This window comes from Alcaligenes sp. PF14, from assembly GCF_037150615.1.
GTDB lineage: Bacteria > Pseudomonadota > Gammaproteobacteria > Burkholderiales > Burkholderiaceae_B > Alcaligenes > Alcaligenes phenolicus.
In genome coordinates this window covers 153,310-171,927 of sequence record NZ_JBAGRS010000007.1, presented here as the reverse complement: position 1 = coordinate 171,927, position 18,618 = coordinate 153,310, and the positions used below count along the sequence as shown (strand labels likewise).

Sequence of the window (18,618 nt, the reverse complement as noted above, 5' to 3'; positions counted from 1 at the left end):
CACCGTCCCCCTTGCTGCCTGTCCGGGCCGCTCTATAAAAATGCCCCTGCCGGTGCAGGACCCAGGGGCATCTATCATCAATCTGCTGTCAGAAATTCCTCCAAATAGGCGGCTACAGGCTCAGGTGCCTCCAGAGGCAATAAATGGCCTGTATCCGGCAACTCGTACAGACCCGCCGGGTGCCGCAAGCGAGCGTGCATTTCCTGCATGATGGCCAGGCGCACAAAGCTGCGTTCGCCATGCAATAACAAGGTCGGGCAGCGCAGCTCCTCCAGCTGCGCCCAGACATCGTCATTACGAAATGGCCAGCGCCTCAAAAAGTACGGGTCATGCCGCCGCTGCCATAAGTTCAGTTCAACCTGACTCACGGACTCGTAGGCAAACAACTGCAGCAAGGACTGCGGTGCTTGCGGGTTGGCTTTGTGCTCGTACTCCATAACCGCAGCACGGCTGGGAAAATTCGCCGGGCGTGCCATCACTTCATGCTCGCTTTGCGTAAAACTGGGCTCGACATCCAGTACTGCCAATCGGCGGACCCGTTCCGGATAACGGGCCGCGTACTGCAGGCTGACCAAGCCCCCCCAGGACAAACCGGCCAGATCGTATTGGGGCTGACCCAATGCCTCCAGCAGGCAAGCCAGATCCTGCACATGAGCCGGTGTGGCATAGTCCTGCTGCGCACACCAGTCACTTAAACCATGTCCGCGCATGTCCAGGGCGATCACTGCCCGGTTCTGCGACAAGGCGGTAGCCACCTGATGCCAAAGCCCCGCATGGCCGGTTACGCCATGCATAACGACCAGGGGCACCTGTGCGGTACGGAGAGTGCCGTACTGACGGGCGTGCAACAAACCTGCGCCGCCCTGTACATAGATGGATTGGCTCATCGCAAGCTCTCGACCTGCGCGACCAGGTCATTCAGCCAGCGGCGGTATTCCACCGTGACAATATCCGCACCACGCACAGGTGTCTCACGTTCCTGAGGCTGATCGCCTTGCAGATTGATCCACAAGGGCCGCTGCGATTCGATAATGGGCTTATCCTGACCCAGCACCTCGTCCTCAAAGTCCATGAAAAAGTCATCGTACATAGGCTCGGTCCCGAAATCGCGTGCCTGCCACCAGAAACTGCGGGTGGTGAATTCGTCCACCGGACAGGCGGCCATCAGCAGCACATAACGCTTGCCATTGGGAAAGGTACGCTTCAGATGCACGGTATGCGGCATGGTGACGTGGTATTCATTCACCGGCTCAATCAGCTCTTCTTCAATACCCAGCAGTTTTTTCTTCAAGCCTACGCCGGGCTCTTTCACGCCACTGCGATCAAAGCGCAGGACATGCTCTTCGCGCCAGACTTTTACAGCTTCCACCCGTGGGTTGTCCCGGCTGCCAATGGTGCCGTCGTGCACGTAGGCAAAGTGACTGAAGTCCACAAAATTTTCCAGGCGGCGCGGCGAACTGGTGCGCCAGTCGTACGTCTTGCCTTGCAGCACCCGATAGCTGGGGTCGTTCATTTCAGGAAAGACCGGCACAGGCATTTGAGGTGTTTCCAACGCCACCCAGACGATGCCGCCCGACTCGGTAACGTTAAAACGTTTCACGTTTACGCGCATGGCACAGGTCAGCTCCTCACGGGCCGGAATGCGCACACACTCGCCTTGGGCATCAAAGCGCCAGCCATGATAGGGGCACTCGATCGTGGCATCGACAATTTCGCCCAAGGCCAGATTGGTCCCCTTATGCGGGCAGCGGCTATCCATGGCAACCAGCTCGCCATTCAAGCGCGCCAGCACCAGATCCTGGCCCAGCAAGCGCGCGCCAAAGGGCTTGTCCAGAACCTGGCTGCTATAGGCCACGGGGTGCCAGAAATGCGCCAGTGCGCGATACAGGGGATTGCTCTGTTCCTGTGGATGACGGGCCTGGATCATCGGCACCTCATTCATGACTGTCATGGTCTACTCCTGAAAATTCCAGCTGATTCTGTTTACAGAAAATGCGCGCCGCCGTTCACCAGCAGGCTCTGCCCCGTCACAAAGTCCGAGCCGCTGCCCAACAGGAACAGGGCTGCTCCCACCATGTCTTCGGGTTTTTGAGTGCGTTGCAGACAGCGTCCCGCCACGGTGCGGCGGTCGGCCTCATCGCCCTGGATGGCGGTAATGCCCGCGTCGGGAATCAGATCCGGGCACAAGGTATTGACCTGAATATTGAACGCCCCCACTTCGCGTGCCATGGCACGGCTCAAGCCCACAACTGCCGCCTTGGACGAGACGTAGTGCAGAAAATTGGGCACGCCTTTGTAAGGCGTGTTGGAGGACACATTGATGATCTTGCCGCCGCCTTGCTGCTTCATGGCCGGGATTACGGCTTTGCAGCACTGCCACAGGCCGCGCACATTGATGGCGTAGCAGCGGTCCCATTCCTCGGCAGGAATATCCATCAGGGAGCCAAAGGTACAGCCGCGGAAAAACCCGGCGTTATTGATAATGCCGTCGATGGAACCGAAGGCATCCAGAGCCGCTTTAGCCATGGCCTGGGTCTGGTCGTTATTGGAAACGTCCACCTGAACGGCGATAGCTTTGCCGCCCTCATCGCAGTATTGCCGAGCCTTGTCGCTTAAATCGCCCAGGTCGGCCATGACCAGATTGGCTCCCTGCTCGACCAAGGCATCGCAATACGCCAAACCAATCTGCCCCCCGGCGCCGGTGACGATAACCGTCCTGCCTTTCAATGAAGCATTCATTTTCCTCTCTCCTCCGTGTACGGGCGTTTGCGCCCTGCTCTTATAAATCCAGCGTCAGTGCCTCGCCGCGACTGCGGGAAACACAAATCATCATGCTTTCAGATGCGGCCCGTTCCTGTTCGCTCAGGACGTGGTCGCGGTGCTCGGGTGTGCCTGACAGGACTTTGGTTTCACAGGAACCGCAAATCCCTTCGCGGCACGAGCAATACACGCGTATGCCCTGATCCAGCAGACATTCCAGAATGCTGCGGCCTGCCGGGACTTCAATGGAGCCGCCGGTACGGGCCAGATGAACGGTGAATGCGCTGTCTTCACCCTGATCAGCAAGCGCAACCGGTGCCGCCGCAAAGTATTCGAAATGCACTTGTTGGTCTGGTAGATCGGCACAGGCCTGCTTGTAGGCTTGCAACATGCCCGCCGGGCCACAGCAATAGAAATGGCTACCCTGTTTCTTATAGGGAGCCAGTGCGGCGTCCATATCCATGCGCGCACCATTCATTTCGTCTTCGATCAGGACATCCAGCCGCCCCAGACCTTGGCTGTTCGCTTCTAATTGATGAAGTTCGTCCAGAAAGGCGGCGCGATTGCGACTGCGCACACAATAGAAAAGATGCCAGGGCTGGCCCAAGGCTTGCAGACGTTGTGCCATGGCGTGAATAGGCGTGATGCCTATGCCACCTGCCAACAAAACACTGGTCGCCGCCTGGCTTTCATCCAGCTTGAACAGATTGCGAGGCTCGGAAATTTCCAGCGCATCGCCCACGTTCAAGGCTTGATGAACCGCACGTGAGCCGCCCCGGCTGGCGGGGTCCAGACTGACGCCAATCCGATACTGCCCTTCGTGGCTTCCAGCCAGCAGCGAATACTGCCGGACCAGGCCCCCTGACAAATGCACATCGATATGGGCCCCCGCCTCCACAGCTGGGAAGCGGCCTTCCTGTGGACAGAGCTCCAGTGAACGGATGCCCTCGGCCTCGATGCGTATGCTGCGTATCCAGGATTTCATGATGCTCATGCCTCCTTTTCTTATCTGACCTTTGCAGCCCCCGCTGCGATCTATGGAAAACATTTAAGCACCCTCAATTTGATAAAACAATTGAATTTATTTTATTTATTAGTAAGATAATCTGATGAATATAACGCTTAGACAACTTCGTGCTTTTGTCGCTGTGGCGGAAGCGGGCCAGTTCACTCAGGCAGCGCGCAATCTGCACGTCACTCAATCGGCATTAAGCATGTTGATTCGGGAGCTAGAGTCCCAGACCGGGCTAAGGCTGTTTGATCGGCACACCCGCAAAGTGGTGCTCAGCGAACCGGGTCAGGAGTTGTTGGGGACGGCGCGGCGTGTACTGGCCGAGGTGGAAGAAGCCGTGCGCCATTCCAGGGAGTTGACCAGTCATCAACGGGGCCGCGTGTCCATTGCCAGCGGTACGGTCTTGTCCTCCAGCTTGCTGATTCCATTTATTGCCCTGTTTCAGCAGCGCTACCCCGGCATTCGGGTGGAGTTGCTGGATATGGCAGAGCAGGACATCAGCCGCCGTCTGGAGCAGGAGCCGATTGATTTTGGTTTGGGTACAGACTGGAATCGGCCCGACACGATCGAGGCGCATCCGGTGATGCAGGACCAGTATCAGGCCCTGCTGCCCCACCATCATCCGCTAACGGCCAAGGCGCAAATACGCTGGCATGATCTGGCCGCCCACCCTTTTATTGCCTTATCCTCGCACAGCCCTTTGGGTCAGGCCATACAAAGGCAATTGACGGCTTTGGACATACGCTTTGCGCAGGTGCATGAAGTGTCTTTGCACACCACAGTGCTCAGCATGGTCAGGCATGGTTTGGGGCTGGCGATCCTGCCTGCAAACACGCAAAGCCTGCCCGAAGCTGCGCAAATTATATTTCGCCCCTTGAAGGCCCCGGTGCTACCCCGGCAGGTAAGCCTGCTGCAACTGCGTCAGCGCTCTTTGGCCCCAGCAGCAACCTTATTTCGTAGTGAGCTGCTGGCTCATATCAAGCGGCAGCATTCAGGTGGCTGACTTCGATAGTGGCTTCGCCTTTGTCGCTACTGGCCCAGACCGTGCCGTCCTGGACATTCAGATTAATGGTCATGCCACGCTCGGCCAGGGCGGCTAATGCGTCAGTCCCGGCAGCATCCAGCGCATAGACCTGTATATTGCGGGCGCGACTGATCTTGTCCTTGATGCCACTCCACCAGACGGAGACATTGCGGCCATAGGCCAGCACCGTCACTTTGTCCGCACGGCCACTGGCTTTGATCAGACGTCTATCGTCCGGCAGGCCCACTTCCAGCCAATGCAGCAAATTGCCGCCCAGATCATGTTCCCACAAGGCGGGCTCGTCCGAGTCGCTTAGCCCGCGCGAAAAGCTCAAGGCTTCGTCCGCTTGCGCATACAAACCGTAAGCCAACAAACGCACCATCAGACGCTCTTCGGTCTCGGAGGGGTGACGGGCCAGCGTCAGGGTATGACTGCCGTAGTAGGCCCGATCGTTATCGGCCACATTAAGTTCAGCTTTATAAATCGTCGCGCGCAGAGCCATGGAGCGTCCAGCAAAAGAAACAGACAAAAAACTGGCCGCCCCCAGGACGGCCAGGAATCATTCAAGCAAGCAGAGATCAGAATGGCAGGCGGTAGCCAGGCGACATTCTGGTCAAGCGATAGGTGGTACCACTTTGGTCACGCAGCACCAGATTGCGGGCTGTCAGACTGACGATGTTGTAGTGGTTTTCATAAATCGGGTCGCCCGGTTCGGTTGTGACCCCATTGGATTCTTGCGTGCTGATTTGCAAGTCGTTGCCCTTGCGCACCCAGCAACCGCTTTCGTTCAAGCCTTGCGAAGGCTTGTTGGGGCGCTTGACCTGTTCGGTATACGCCATGGAGCCGTCAGTTTGCAAGGTGAACAAGGTACGCAACTCGCCAACCACGCCTTTCTGGCGGTGCTTGCTTAGCCAATTACCAGCCAGTTGGTCCCCCGCCGCAGCAGGCTGACATGCGGGATGGACAGGCTTGGTAGCCGCTTGTGCAGCAGGCTCGGGAGCCGGCGCTTTGACCGCGCAGGCGCTTAAAAACACGGTAGCCAGCACAGCAACCCAGGAAGTGCGTCGCAAGATATTCGCCTTCGTCATAAAACCCCGTCCTTCATGCGTACATACCGACCCACCACAGGCCAGCGAATCCTGATTATTCTACCCGAAGGCGCTTGTATTACCCCATAACAAGATGCTTCAAAGTGGCAAAGGCAAGCGGGTCACGTTCTTGATTTCACGCATGGCCACAATCGTGCGGGTTTGACGCACGCCCGGCATATTAAACAGGAAGCGGTGCAGGAAATCGTCATAGGACTCGGCGCTTGGCACCATGATCTTGAGCAGAAAATCCGCATCGCCAGTCACGGCGTGGCATTCCAGAATCTCGGGCGCATCGCGCACGGCACGAATGAAGTTATCGACTATTTCACCCGAGTGACGGTCCAGACTGATCTGGGTAAACATGCAACTTTGCAGTCCCACCTGACGGCGATCCACGCGCGCATAATAGCCTTGGATAACCTTGTTTTTTTCCAGATTTTTGATGCGCCGCCACACGGGCGCAGTGGACAAACCCACCTGCTCGGAGACCTGCTGAGCCGAGGCTCGGCCATCCAGCTGCAAGGCATCCAATATTTTTAAGTCAGTTTTATCCATATTTGAATATTTACGAAATGAACATTTCAAAGAATAGGGAATACACGCAACTATAACGCAAAAAAAAGCGAGGGCAGACTCTCTATCATGATCTCTATCTGGAGGTTTCATCATGACGCAGTCCGTCGACACTCAATACAAGCTAAGCGACAACCTGACCGCACAATCAGGACGCATCTTTTTAACTGGCACACAGGCCCTGGTGCGCATGTTGCTGACCCAGGCTCGCCTGGATAAAGAACACGGTTTGAACACCGCCGGTTTTGTCTCCGGCTACCGTGGTTCGCCGCTGGGTGGCGTGGACATGATCATGTGGAAGGCTCAGAAGTATCTGGACCAGGCCAAGGTCCGTTTCCAACCCGCTATTAACGAAGACCTGGCCGCCTCCATGATTATGGGCACCCAGCAAGCTGGCGAGCGTGCCGACCGTACCGTCGATGGCGTGTTCTCCATGTGGTATGGCAAGGGCCCCGGTGTAGACCGCGCGGGCGATGCCTTGCACCACGGCCATGCTGCCGGTGCCTCCCAACACGGTGGCGTCCTGATGATTGTGGGTGATGATCACGTGGCCTCGTCCTCGTCCATTCCCCACGCCAGCGAACAATCCCTGATCGCCTGGGGCATCCCGGTGGTCAACCCCAGCTCGGTTGAAGAATACGAACGCTTTGGTATCTGGGCCTGGGCCTTGTCGCGTTACTCCGGCTCCTGGGTAGCCTTCAAAGCCATTACCGAAACCGTGGAAAGCGGCCGCTCTTTCGAGATTGCCCCTCTGGATGATCTGGCCCCGGCCTTGGCCGACAAGCAAGGCGGCAAACACCCCTACGACCCCAGCAAATTCCTGACCCCTTCCATGGAAGGTACGCTGGACGCCCGCCTAGATAGCGTGCGTGAATTTGCTCACAAGTACAGCCTGGACCGCGTGCTGGAAGCGGCACCTGATGCGCGTATCGGTATTGTGTCCACCGGCAAAGCCACACTGGATACGCTGGATGCGCTGCAACAGCTCAGCAGCCTGAAAGATCTGCCCGCCATTCGCCATCTGAAAATTGGTTTGAGCTGGCCTGTTAACCCGCAATCGCTGAACGATTTTATTGAGGGCCTGGACCACGTTCTGGTCATTGAAGAAAAGGGCCCAATCATTGAAGACCAGTTAAAGAATCTGCTCTTTAACCGTGCCCAGCGCCCTACGGTGTCTGGCAAGCGCGATATCGAAAATGAAGTGCTGATCCCTGCCGATGGCCAGCTCAGCCCTGCCCGTGTGGCCGTGGGTTTGCGTCGCTGGCTGGGCCATCACGCCAATGTACAGTTGCCTGCCTGTACGGTGCAAAACCTGGCACCGATTGATACCAATGGTCTGACTCGTCGCCCCTACTTCTGTTCGGGCTGTCCGCACAATACTTCCACCAAAGTACCCGAAGGCAGCCAGGCTATGGCGGGTGTGGGTTGCCACTACATGGCGACCTGGATGGACCGCAAAACCCGTGGACTGACTCAAATGGGTGGCGAAGGCACGGACTGGGTGGGCCTGTCGCCCTTCATCCAGACCGGCCACATGTTCCAGAACATGGGTGAAGGCACGTATTTCCACTCCGGCTATCTGGCGATTCGTCAGGCCATTGCCGCGGGTGCCAACATTACCTACAAGATTCTGTTCAACGATGCGGTTGCCATGACAGGCGGTCAGCCGGTTGACGGCCCGATATCTGTGCCTCGCATTTGTCAGCAGACCATTGGTGAAGGTGCGCGTCGTGTGGTCATCACCACCGATGAGCCAGAACGCTATCGCGGTGTCAGCCTGCCTGCCGGTGTGGACGTTCATCACCGTCGCGAGCTGGATCGTTTGCAGCGCGAACTGCGCGAGATCCCCGGCGTCACCATTTTGATTCACGACCAGACCTGTGCGGCTGAAAAGCGCCGTCGTCGTAAAAAGAACGAGTACCCCGATCCTGCCCGTCGCCTCTTTATCAATAAGGCGGTCTGCGAAGGCTGTGGGGATTGCGGCGTGCAATCGAACTGCTTGTCTTTGGTGCCTGCTGAAACTCCCGAAGGCCGCAAGCGCCAGATCGACCAGTCCAGCTGTAATAAGGACTACTCCTGCGTGGACGGTTTCTGTCCCAGCTTTGTGTCGGTGATGGGCGGTGCCCTGCGCCGTGGCGATCAAAACGGTCAGGCCGATATGAAAGCCCAGTTGCTGGCCAAGCTGGACACGCTGCCACAACCCAATATTCAAGCCAAGGACTGCAATGTAATTGTGGCCGGTGTGGGTGGTACTGGTGTGATCACTATTGGTGCGGTGCTCTCCATGGCGGTACACCTGGAAGGCCGCTCCAGCTCCGTGCTGGACATGACGGGCCTGGCACAAAAAGGCGGCACCGTCATCAGCCACATCCGTCTATCTGCCAATAAAGAGAACACGGGTGCGGTGCGTGTCGATCCCGGCCAAGCCGACCTGGCGATCTTGTGCGACGTGGTGGCCGCCGCTCACCCCAACGCCCTTTCCTGCCTGCGTCCTGGTCATACCCACGCCATCATCAACGAATACCTGGCCCCCACGGCCGAGTTCACCCGCAACCCGGATGCCCCTTTGGATGCCCAGCACTTGCTGAGCCAACTCAAGACCACCGCTGGCGAAAACCAGGTGCGCTCTTTCAATGCTCACCAGGCTGCCACCCTGCTGTTTGGCGATAGCCTGTTGTCCAATATGCTCTTGATGGGCATGGCTTGGCAGCAAGGTTCCATGCCCGTTAGCAGTGCGGCTGTTGAACAGGCTATCCGCCTGAACGGTGTGGCGATTCAAGCCAACCTGGATGCCTTCCATTTGGGTCGCGTGCTGGCTCACGATGAGAAAGCACTGGCCAGCCTCCTGGCTCCAGCCGCTCAGGTCGTAACCTTGCAGCGTCGCGAAACACTGGAACAAATCATGCAGCGCTGCACCAGCAGCCTGGAGCAATACCAGAACGCCGCTTATGCCCAGCGCTTTAGCAGCACCATCAATGCTCTGCGTGAAGCCGAACAGAAACTGCGTCCGGGTCAGCGTCCTACTTTGACGGAAAAAGCCGCACGCAGCTTGTACAAACTGATGGCCTACAAGGATGAGTACGAAGTTGCTCGCCTGTTCAGCTCGCCCGCTTTCCGCCAGGATCTGGAGCAGCAATTTGAAGGTGACTTCTCCTTGCGCTTTCACTTCGCACCACCTTTGCTGGCACGCCGTGATCCATCTACCGGCCGCCCGCGCAAGATCACATTGGGCCCACGCACCGCCACCTTGCTACGTTGGATGGCGAAAGGCAAAGGTCTGCGCAACACGGTACTGGATCCATTTGGCTACACCCATGAGCGTCGTATGGAACGTCGCTTCTGGCGCGAATATCAGAGCCTGCTCAACAGCTTGAGCAAGAACCTGAATCAAGCCAACTACGCCACAGCGTTGGAACTGGCCGAGCTGCCCCAACAATTGCGCGGCTTCGGTCCCGTGAAAATGGAATCGGCCAAGAAGTATGAAGCCCGCTTTGCCGAGCTGTCGCAGCAGTTGAAAAACACTGGCCCGGAAATTCAGGCTGTTCCCGCCTAAGCCTTGCCCACTGCGGCTTTCGAAACGATTAACCTGCCCTTTCAGCCCTGCTTATGCAGGGTTTTTTTTTGGTTTGAGCAGACATTGAAAACAGCAGATCAGTCGTGAATTGAAGTCCGTTTTCAAACCGCTTTTCCATACTTAACACAGGCCTTTCAAAGCATGAAAAGGCCATGCAATCGATCCAGCAATGCGTCAAAAATCAGAGACTTGGATGCGACTATGGGCCGATTGCACGTGTCCAGAACGCAACTTATTTGAGACAGCAGACACCGATTCCTAATTCCATAAGCCCCAAGCCATGATTAATGCTTGACTGTGTAGGGGCTTGCGTTAGACTTCTAAGCGTATAAGGTATCGACCTTAAACGCCTGCGTCATTTGAAAAAGGCCATTGCAGTTTTCCAGGCCAGGTCAAATGGGTGTGGACAAACTAAAGACTTGTTCTCAAGGAGCATGATCATGGCAACAGCCAAGAAAGGCGCAGCAAAAGCAGAAAGCACAAAAGCCGTTAGCCCCAAAAAAGCAACGCCAGCAAAAGCAGCCGCAGCACCCGTAAAAGCTACTGCTACCAAGACCAGTCCCAGCAGCAAAACCGCTGCCCCCAAGTCCCCCGCTAAAACCACCGCTACCAAGACCAGCAAGGCTGCTGTAAAAGCCCCTGCCAAGTCTGCAAGCAGCGCACCCGCCAAGAAAACGGCTGCGAAAAAAACAGCGGTAAAGAAAGCCACTCCAGCAAAAACCACGGCTGTTAAAGCCGCTGCGACCAAGACAAGCACCGCTAAAACCGTAGCCGAAAAAGCAGCTGTTAAAAAGACAGCCGCTAAAAAGGCGGTAGCCAAGAAAGCCGTTGTCAAAAAGGCCGTCGCTAAAAAAGCGGTAGCCAAGAAGACGGTGGCAAAGAAAGTGGTTGCCAAAAAATCGGTAGCTAAAAAATCAGCTGCGCCCAAAACGGCCAGCGCCAAACCCGCTACCACCACACCTGCTGCCACCGCTGCCGCAAAAAAACCGGCCAGCACCAAGGCAAGCAAACCCGTGGCCAAAAAAGCCACCCCCAGCAAAGCGGCAGCGAAACCTGCCACCAAAACCGGCACCAAAGCAGTTGTAAAGACCGCGGCTAAAAAAGCCAGTCCTGCTACCAGTGCCAAGAAACCCGTAGCTCCAAAGAAGAAAGAAGTTAAATCCGTGACCGCAGAAACCAAGACTCCAAAGACCAGCACAACGACTAACGCCACCGCTAAAGCAGGCAATAAAACAGCGGCTCGCAAAGCGACCAAAACAGCAGCAGCGCCTGCCGAACCTCGCCGCGAAGATGTCAATCCTGCTGGCTCCTGGCCCTTCCCAACAGGCAAGCGTCCTTAAGCACACGCTACTTTTATGTTTCTCCTCAAAGAGCCACCCTGATCAGGGTGGCTCTTTGGTTTGTAGCACTTGCATGCGACAATTCCCTCTCCCATCAATTCATACCAAGCAACTATGTTCAGTGAAGTCGCCCTCTTCCTAATCCATATTGTTCTGTCGCTGCTGGGCACGATTTTGCTACTGCGTGCCTGGGTGTATGCGCTCAGAATCCATCCCTTCAACCCTTATTCGCAAGCTATGTTCAAGGTCACGGACTGGCTGGTCATGCCTTTGCGCCGTGTCATTAAAAGCGGCAACCATTGGGACTGGACCTCTTTGTTCGCCGCCTGGCTTAGCGCCCTGGTATACCTGGTTTTGAGCGCCATGGTACTGACCGGATCGGTGTCCATGCTCTCGAACTTCCCCATGTTCTTGCTGGCAGCCGTCTTCACCGTTCTGCGCTGGACCTTGAGCCTGATCTTCTGGGTGGTCCTGCTGCAAGCGCTACTATCCTGGATTCAGCCACAATCGCCCAGCATGCCCTTGCTGCGTTCCATTACGGCCCCCTTGCTGGACCCGATCCGTCGCGTCTTGCCTGACCTGGGTGGTCTGGATTTGTCGCCGCTGGTCGTCCTGCTGCTGACTCAAGTGCTCAATATGGTCATCACGCGCACCGCTTTCAGTCTGGTGCCAATCTAAGCACAGCGGACTGTACGCATGAAAAACCTGGGTATAGCCCAGGTTTTTTTTATCCTGAATTCAAGAGCAAGAATCAGGATGTCTTGTGCGAAAGTGGACCTTATACTGGCCTCACCACCAATCAGCAGGCCACTTCCATGACTCGCCTTCCATCAAAACCAGACACATCCAGCCGCTACCGCGAGGCCGAACAATTCCTGGCCGCACTGGACCCCGACTGGCAAGCGCTGGTCGCCCACGTGGGCCCTTGCATCCATCAGCCACGCCCCGAGCGCGACCCTTACGAAGCCCTGATCCGCTCTGTTGTGTATCAGCAGTTGCATACCCGGGCGGCTGAGCGCATCCTGCAACGCCTGATTGATATCTATCCGCACGGCCATTGCCCAACGCCCGAGGAAGTGCTGGCGACGCCGTATGACACCCTGCGCGCTTGTGGCTTGTCCGGTGCCAAAGCCAATAGCATTCTGGGCCTGGCCCAGGCTCGCCTGGATGGCATCATTCCCGACCAGGCCACCGCTTTGCAAATGCCGGATGAAGAGCTGATCAAGCGGCTGACCACGCTGCGCGGCATAGGTCGCTGGACGGTGGAAATGATGATGATGTACACGCTGGAGCATGAAGACATTCTGCCCGCGGACGACTTTGGGGTGCGCGAGGGCTATCGCAATTTGAAGCAGCTGGACAAGGCTCCCTCAGCCCGTGTCTTGCGTGAAATTGGCCAAGCTTGGGCACCCTACCGCAGCGTGGCTTCCTGGTACTTGTGGCGCATGCCCAAACAGGCGCCAGCATTGGCACCTTCTTCGAACAAGGTAAATCGCGCCCCGCGCTCGCAGGACAAGCCCGTTCGCCAACAAACTCCAAGTAGCCCTCTTTATTTTGCGATTGCCCAATGCAGCTTGGGTACATTGCTCGTTGCCGAAAGCGAGCGCGGGATTTGTGCGATTTCCCTGGCCGATGATGCCAAAGTCTTGCTGGAACAGTTGCAAGAGCAATTCAAGGCCGCTGAGCTGATCGAAGCCGATCCGCAATTCAATCAACGAGTGGCCCAGGTCGTTGCCATGGTAGAAGAGCCGACCCTGGGCTTGGATCTGCCCCTGGACATCCAGGGCACCCCTTTTCAACAACGTGTCTGGGAGTTTCTACGTCATATCCCAGTAGGCCAGACCTTGAGCTATACCGAGATTGCCGAACGTCTGGGCATGCCCAAAGGCGCCCGTGCCGTGGCACGAGCCTGCGCCACCAACACCTTGGCCATTGCCATCCCCTGCCATCGGGTCGTGCGGCAAAGCGGGGATCTGGCAGGCTATCGTTGGGGCCTGGAGCGCAAGAAAACCTTGCTGGAGCGCGAACGCCCCCAAAAGGCTCAGCGCTGACAGGCGTAAAAAAACCCGGCCATTGGCCGGGTTTTTTATGCACCAAGCACTAAAGCTCTGATTACATGGGCACCACGCGAGTTGGGCCATTACCACTAAGCATACGTACACGCTGACCAACGGACAGAGGTACATCGGCTTCCTGGGCCACCACACGGGTTTCGCCATTATCCAGTTGAACCGTGATTTCCAGACCCTGGGTCTTGCCCATGCGGTTTTCAACCGCATTACCAACCAGACCACCCAGAATCGCACCACCGATACTGGCCAGGATGCTACCGCGGCCACCACCAATGCTGCTGGCAGCGACACCACCCAAGGCTGCGCCACCCACGGTGCCCACGCCCGAATTCTGGTCTTCCTGAATAGTGACGGCGCGTACCGAAACCACGGTACCCAAACGCACGATCTGTTCGCGCTGAGCCTGACCGTAGCTGTATACCGAGCTGGATGCCGATTTATTGGCACAACCTGCCAGCAAAAACACGGGGGCTGCCAGACTCGCCACTACCAGCAGACGCACTTTGGGTCGATCGAAAAAAGAAACGTACATACGGTTTACTCCAAAAAACGTAGCTGGCCGAATCATAAAAAACTATCGAGCGCTCTTTTACAGACTGCGCTCAATACCATAGTGCTGTTTTAGCATGGCCGAGATATCTGACCGTTTAAATTCATGATTTTGCGGGCCATCCGCCTGAATTTTAATACTGCCCATCAAGTTACCCAAGCTGCAAGCCTCCTGCCAGCTCCAGCCTTTTGTAAGACCATATAACAAGCCTGCGCGATGAGCATCGCCACAGCCGGTGGGATCCACCACATTTTCCACGGGCACAGGGGCAATCTCGTAAGTCTGACCATTGTGATAAAGCGTGCTGCCATGCTCTCCATGCGTCACGACAGCGGCTTGCAAGCCCTGGGCGATCTCGGCCATGCTCTTGGAGGTGCGCTGCTCGATAACTTCAGCTTCGTATTCGTTAGCCGTAAGAACTTGACACAGTTCCAGCATCTCCAGCAGGTCCTCACCCGCGAACAAAGGCATGGCCTGACCTAGGTCGAAAATAAAGGGCGTACCCTGCGCATGCAGGTGGCGGGCATGAGCAAACATGCCGTCTTTGGAATCCGGAGCCACAATGCCCCATGCCGCTTCCTGACCAGACAAATCGATCTGGGCAGAATTGATCATGGCGCCCGGGTGGAAAGAGGTGATCTGGCTGGCGGCCAGATCTGTGGTGATAAAGCATTGAGGGGTGAACATCTCGGGCATCACACACACCATGCTGGTATCAATACCCAGGTTCTGCAGACGCTGTACATAATCCACACCGTCGCTGCCAACAGCCCCCACAGGAACAGGCTGGCCACCCAGCATGTTCAAGGTGTAGGAAATATTACCCGCACAACCGCCCCACTCTTTACGCAAGCTGGGCACAAAGAAGGACACGCTCAGGGTTTTGATGCTGTCGGGCAAGATGTGATCTTTGAAGTACCCCTCGAAAACCGCGATCGTATCAAACGCGATCGAACCACATACCAGCACTCGCTCGGTCATAAATTACCTTAAGGAAAAAAAGGGCTAATCTGGTAGCCATTAACTTGGAGCTGCCCGGTATTCAAAGGCAGGCGCACCATGATTTCACTGCGCGCTGCAAAAGCAGGCTCACGTCGCTCGGAAGCCAGGTACTGATCGGGCGTAATATTGCGCCGGGCGATCAGGGCTCCGGAAAAATCTTTCAAATCCAGTACCAGCGTAGGCCACTCCTGGGGCCGTTCAAACTCGTTGCGCAGCGTAAAGCCCAAGGTGGACTGTCCGGGCTGATTCGGCGCTTTATGCAAAGCCGAAGCCTGCACGCGAATCTGGTCCAGACGACGTTCGTAGGGAACCTTGCACGACAAGGTCTGACACGCGCTCTCGAACACGGGGCGCAGCATGGGTATCTGGCTGACAATCTGTACGCGATACACGTACATCAGCTGCACGACGAACAGGACAACGCCCAGAACGCACAAGCTGGTCCAGATCAGTGAACCCACACGCTGACCAAAGCTGGCTTCGCCCTCATAACGTGTCTCGCGTTGCAAGGCTGGGTTGGGGTCAATGACCCAGCCCTGCTGAAAATCCTCGCCATCCCTATCATGCGTACCATCAGCCTGACGCGAGGGGAAAGAGGCGCGCAAGGCACTGGCACGATCGCCCACACTGAACTCAGGCTCGGCAGCCGACCACGATGCCTGACCAATATGATGGTCCCCATCTGGCTCAGAAACAGAGCCGGTCGATACGAAAAACGAGGTGTCCTGATCATCCTGCGGCAAAGGCTCGTGTCTGGAGCGGGCGCGAATGACTGACGGCTCTACCGCAGGCTCTGCCGGGCGGACAAAAGGCTCGGTAGCTACAGCAGCAGGCGCGGCCGGAGTGACAGGTGCTTGTGTCAGGATGGAGTCGGGGAATTTGCGTACCTGCAAGGACTCGTGGGCCGTACCTTCATCACGCGGCGGGGCATGACGGGAGTGCTCCACAAATCGCGGCCCTGGAATGGGCACTTGCAGGTCCACCGACTGCACCTGTTCCTGCCGTGGCGAAACAGGTGGCTCGGACGCCAGGCGCGGCTCGATCTGAACCGGCGTGGCGGGGGAATGATAGGAAGGCTCAGGGGCTTGCTCATCAATGACTTCTTCAAAGCCATCGAAGATATGCGCACATTGAATGCAGCGTATATAGCCCCGGCGGCGTTGCAGCGTTTCTACACTAGCTGCAAACGATGTCCCGCAACGGGGGCAGCGAGTCTTTAGCTCCATGAACTCACCTTAAGTTCTGCCGTCTTATAACGGGCGTTGACCAGCCAAACACACCCAGCCATCGCGCTCCTGCCAAACCGACATGGGCAAGTAGGAGGAATAGACCTCGATCATTTCCTCGGCCTGCCAATCGTAAATACCGGACAGGATCAAATGCCCGCCCGGTTTGACACGGTTGGCCAGCATGGGAGCCAGCATACGCAGGGGATTGGCCAGAATGTTGGCGACAACCAGATCCGTTTGCCCGGCGGGCATGGCATCGGGCAGCAAACCTTCAACCTCGACCTGATTGACTTGCGCATTGTAGCGCGTGGCAATCACGGCCTGCTCGTCAATGTCCACACCAACCGTATGGCCAGCACCCAGCTTGCGGGCGGCAATCGCCAAAATACCGGAGCCACAACCGTAGTCCAGCACGGTCTGACCCGCTTGCACATGATGGGCCAGCCAATCCAGACACAAATGCGTCGTGGGGTGACTGCCGGTACCAAAGGCCAGGCCGGGGTCCAATTCAATACGCACCAGGCCGTCATCGCCTTCCTGGGCGACTGGCAGGTCCTCGTCGTCCTTGTGCCAGCTGGGCACAATCAAGATACGATCGCCCACCGGGATGGGACCAAACTGCGATTGCGTCAAACGAACCCAATCCTCGTCGGGTACTTCGCGCACGCTCCACTGGGCCTTTGCAGGATCCAGCACACCGGCTTCAAAAAGCGGTTGCAGCAACTCTTCTGGCTCCAGCTCCTCGGGCAGCAAGGCCACCACCCGATTTCGATCCCAGGCCAGCACATCCGGTTCGATACCAGGTTCGCCAAACAGGGGCTTTTCCTGGTCGGTATCACCATCGGCATCTTCCACCGACACCGACAAGGCGCCCGCCTCAAGCAAGGCATCGGACAAGCGCTCGGCCTCGTGTTCCTGGCAGCTCAGTAAGAGTTCACGCATACATAGTTTCCATAAAGCAAAACAGGGGGCTCGCCCCTGTTTTACATAGTCATCATTCTTGTCAGGTCAGGGCTGTGGCCTGACCTGTTGCTGCCCTTACTTGCTACGTTGGGCCAGCTTTTGTTCCAGGTAGTGAATGCTGGTGCCGCCTGCCTTGAAGCTGGCGTCCTGCATCAATTCCCGGTGCAGATCCACGTTCGTCTTGATCCCTTCCACCACCATTTCGGACAAGGCAATGTCCATACGGGCAATGGCTTGCTCGCGCGTCTTACCGTAGGTAATCAGCTTGGCAATCATGGAATCGTAGTACGGCGGCACGGTGTAGCCGGTGAACACGTGCGAGTCGATACGCACGCCAGGGCCACCGGGAGTGTGCCACTTGGTAATCAAGCCCGGGCTTGGTACGAAGTTGAATGGATCTTCCGCGTTGATACGGCATTCGATCGAGTGACCTTCAAACTCGATGTCACGCTGGCGCAGCACGAACTTCTCGCCTGCGGCCACTTTGATCTGCTCCTGGACCAGATCAATGCCGGTGATCATTTCAGTGATGGTGTGTTCGACCTGAATACGGGTGTTCATCTCGATAAAGAAGAACTCGCCGTTTTCATACAGGAATTCAAACGTACCAGCACCGCGGTAACGCATGCGACGGCAGGCATCGGCACAACGCTCGCCGATACGCTCGATCAGGCGACGCGGAATACCTGGAGCCGGTGCTTCTTCAATCACTTTCTGGTGACGACGCTGCATGGAGCAGTCGCGCTCACCCAGCCAGACGGCATTGCGATCACCATCCGCCAATACCTGAATTTCGATATGGCGTGGATTCTCGAGGTACTTTTCCATGTAGACCTCGGGATTATTGAACGCAGCGGCGGCTTCGGTTTTGGTCGTGGCAACGGCCGTCAGCAAAGCGGCTTCGGTGTAGACCACGCGCATACCGCGACCACCACCACCGCCAGAGGCCTTGATGATGACCGGGTAGCCCACTTCACGGGCAATGCGCACGATTTCTGCGGGATCGTCGGGCAAGGCGCCATCCGAACCGGGAACCACAGGCACACCGGCCTCGATCATGGCTTTTTTGGCCATGACCTTATCGCCCATCGTGCGGATGTTCTCGGGACGTGGGCCGATAAAGACAAAACCGCTCTTTTCGACACGATCAGCGAAGTCCGCGTTTTCAGCCATAAAGCCATAGCCAGGGTGAATGGCTTCCGCATCGGTGACTTCTGCTGCCGAGATAATGGCAGGCATGCTCAGGTAGCTGTCACGGGCTTGGGCGGGGCCAATACACACGGCCTCGTCGGCCAGACGCACGTACTTGGCACCACGATCAGCTTCAGAATAAACGACGACTGTCTTGATACCCATCTCGCGGCAAGCGCGCTGGATACGCAAGGCAATTTCGCCCCGATTGGCGATTAGGATTTTTTCAAACATATC

General features: G+C 56.8%; 17 protein-coding genes. 5 read left to right on the top strand and 12 right to left on the bottom strand.

Features of this window, described 5'->3' with window-relative positions; genetic code table 11:
* Positions 1 to 77 precede the first annotated feature (77 nt).
* From WFM49_RS15715 to WFM49_RS15700, 4 genes are read right to left on the bottom strand one after another with little or no spacing between them, the layout of a single operon-like run.
* Positions 78 to 887: an alpha/beta fold hydrolase gene (locus tag WFM49_RS15715; protein ID WP_336974218.1), complete on the bottom strand. Its 810-nt coding sequence runs from the start codon at positions 885 to 887 to the stop codon at positions 78 to 80.
* Positions 884 to 1,951 (bottom strand): aromatic ring-hydroxylating oxygenase subunit alpha, encoded by a 1,068-nt coding sequence (locus WFM49_RS15710; protein WP_045929663.1) that lies wholly within the window; start codon positions 1,949 to 1,951, stop codon positions 884 to 886. The genes WFM49_RS15715 and WFM49_RS15710 overlap by 4 nt, the downstream gene beginning before the upstream one ends.
* Before the next feature lie 32 nt (positions 1,952 to 1,983).
* On the bottom strand, positions 1,984 to 2,739 hold the full coding sequence (locus WFM49_RS15705) for an SDR family NAD(P)-dependent oxidoreductase (RefSeq protein WP_336974215.1): 756 nt from the start codon (positions 2,737 to 2,739) through the stop codon (positions 1,984 to 1,986).
* 40 nt (positions 2,740 to 2,779) lie between these two features.
* Entirely contained in the window at positions 2,780 to 3,754 is a 975-nt protein-coding gene (locus WFM49_RS15700) for a PDR/VanB family oxidoreductase (RefSeq protein ID WP_336974213.1), read from the bottom strand.
* 115 nt (positions 3,755 to 3,869) lie between these two features.
* On the opposite strand from WFM49_RS15700, the gene WFM49_RS15695 reads away from it, so the two are divergent.
* Positions 3,870 to 4,775: a LysR family transcriptional regulator gene (locus tag WFM49_RS15695; RefSeq protein ID WP_052159307.1), complete on the top strand. Its 906-nt coding sequence runs from the start codon at positions 3,870 to 3,872 to the stop codon at positions 4,773 to 4,775.
* Here the strand turns inward: WFM49_RS15695 and WFM49_RS15690 are convergent.
* The 3 genes from WFM49_RS15690 to WFM49_RS15680 form a co-directional block, all read right to left on the bottom strand.
* Positions 4,750 to 5,298 carry a YaeQ family protein gene (locus tag WFM49_RS15690; protein ID WP_336974210.1) on the bottom strand — a complete coding sequence of 183 codons (549 nt, stop codon included), beginning with the start codon at positions 5,296 to 5,298 and terminating at the stop codon, positions 4,750 to 4,752. The two genes, WFM49_RS15695 and WFM49_RS15690, sit on opposite strands and share 26 nt — an antisense overlap.
* Before the next feature lie 76 nt (positions 5,299 to 5,374).
* Entirely contained in the window at positions 5,375 to 5,884 is a 510-nt protein-coding gene (locus tag WFM49_RS15685; RefSeq protein WP_009460637.1) for a hypothetical protein, read from the bottom strand.
* A 99-nt stretch (positions 5,885 to 5,983) separates the two neighbouring features.
* Entirely contained in the window at positions 5,984 to 6,442 is a 459-nt protein-coding gene (locus WFM49_RS15680; protein ID WP_009460635.1) for an Lrp/AsnC family transcriptional regulator, read from the bottom strand.
* A gap of 112 nt (positions 6,443 to 6,554) precedes the next feature.
* On the opposite strand from WFM49_RS15680, the gene WFM49_RS15675 reads away from it, so the two are divergent.
* From WFM49_RS15675 to WFM49_RS15660, 4 genes are all read left to right on the top strand, one after another.
* On the top strand, positions 6,555 to 10,013 hold the full coding sequence (locus tag WFM49_RS15675) for an indolepyruvate ferredoxin oxidoreductase family protein (RefSeq protein ID WP_250756130.1): 3,459 nt from the start codon (positions 6,555 to 6,557) through the stop codon (positions 10,011 to 10,013).
* Positions 10,014 to 10,468: 455 nt separating this feature from the next.
* Positions 10,469 to 11,374, top strand: a complete 906-nt coding sequence (locus tag WFM49_RS15670) for a histone H1-like repetitive region-containing protein (RefSeq protein WP_336974320.1) — start codon at positions 10,469 to 10,471, stop codon at positions 11,372 to 11,374.
* A 114-nt stretch (positions 11,375 to 11,488) separates the two neighbouring features.
* Positions 11,489 to 12,052 (top strand): YggT family protein, encoded by a 564-nt coding sequence (locus WFM49_RS15665; RefSeq protein WP_009460629.1) that lies wholly within the window; start codon positions 11,489 to 11,491, stop codon positions 12,050 to 12,052.
* A 137-nt stretch (positions 12,053 to 12,189) separates the two neighbouring features.
* Positions 12,190 to 13,425 carry a methylated-DNA--[protein]-cysteine S-methyltransferase gene (locus WFM49_RS15660; RefSeq protein WP_250756131.1) on the top strand — a complete coding sequence of 412 codons (1,236 nt, stop codon included), beginning with the start codon at positions 12,190 to 12,192 and terminating at the stop codon, positions 13,423 to 13,425.
* 61 nt (positions 13,426 to 13,486) lie between these two features.
* Here WFM49_RS15660 and WFM49_RS15655 read toward each other — a convergent pair whose 3' ends face one another.
* From WFM49_RS15655 to accC, 5 genes are all read right to left on the bottom strand, one after another.
* Positions 13,487 to 13,978 (bottom strand): glycine zipper 2TM domain-containing protein, encoded by a 492-nt coding sequence (locus WFM49_RS15655; RefSeq protein WP_003801873.1) that lies wholly within the window; start codon positions 13,976 to 13,978, stop codon positions 13,487 to 13,489.
* Between the two features lie 57 nt (positions 13,979 to 14,035).
* Positions 14,036 to 14,977 (bottom strand): carbohydrate kinase family protein, encoded by a 942-nt coding sequence (locus tag WFM49_RS15650; protein WP_009460622.1) that lies wholly within the window; start codon positions 14,975 to 14,977, stop codon positions 14,036 to 14,038.
* A gap of 8 nt (positions 14,978 to 14,985) precedes the next feature.
* Positions 14,986 to 16,224 carry a zinc-ribbon and DUF3426 domain-containing protein gene (locus WFM49_RS15645; RefSeq protein ID WP_336974206.1) on the bottom strand — a complete coding sequence of 413 codons (1,239 nt, stop codon included), beginning with the start codon at positions 16,222 to 16,224 and terminating at the stop codon, positions 14,986 to 14,988.
* 24 nt (positions 16,225 to 16,248) lie between these two features.
* Complete coding sequence (gene prmA, locus WFM49_RS15640; RefSeq protein ID WP_009460614.1) at positions 16,249 to 17,169, bottom strand: 50S ribosomal protein L11 methyltransferase; 921 nt, start codon at positions 17,167 to 17,169, stop codon at positions 16,249 to 16,251.
* Positions 17,170 to 17,265: 96 nt separating this feature from the next.
* Positions 17,266 to 18,615, bottom strand: coding sequence for an acetyl-CoA carboxylase biotin carboxylase subunit (gene accC, locus WFM49_RS15635; RefSeq protein ID WP_009460612.1), 1,350 nt, complete (start codon positions 18,613 to 18,615; stop codon positions 17,266 to 17,268).
* Between the last annotated feature and the right edge of the window lie 3 nt (positions 18,616 to 18,618).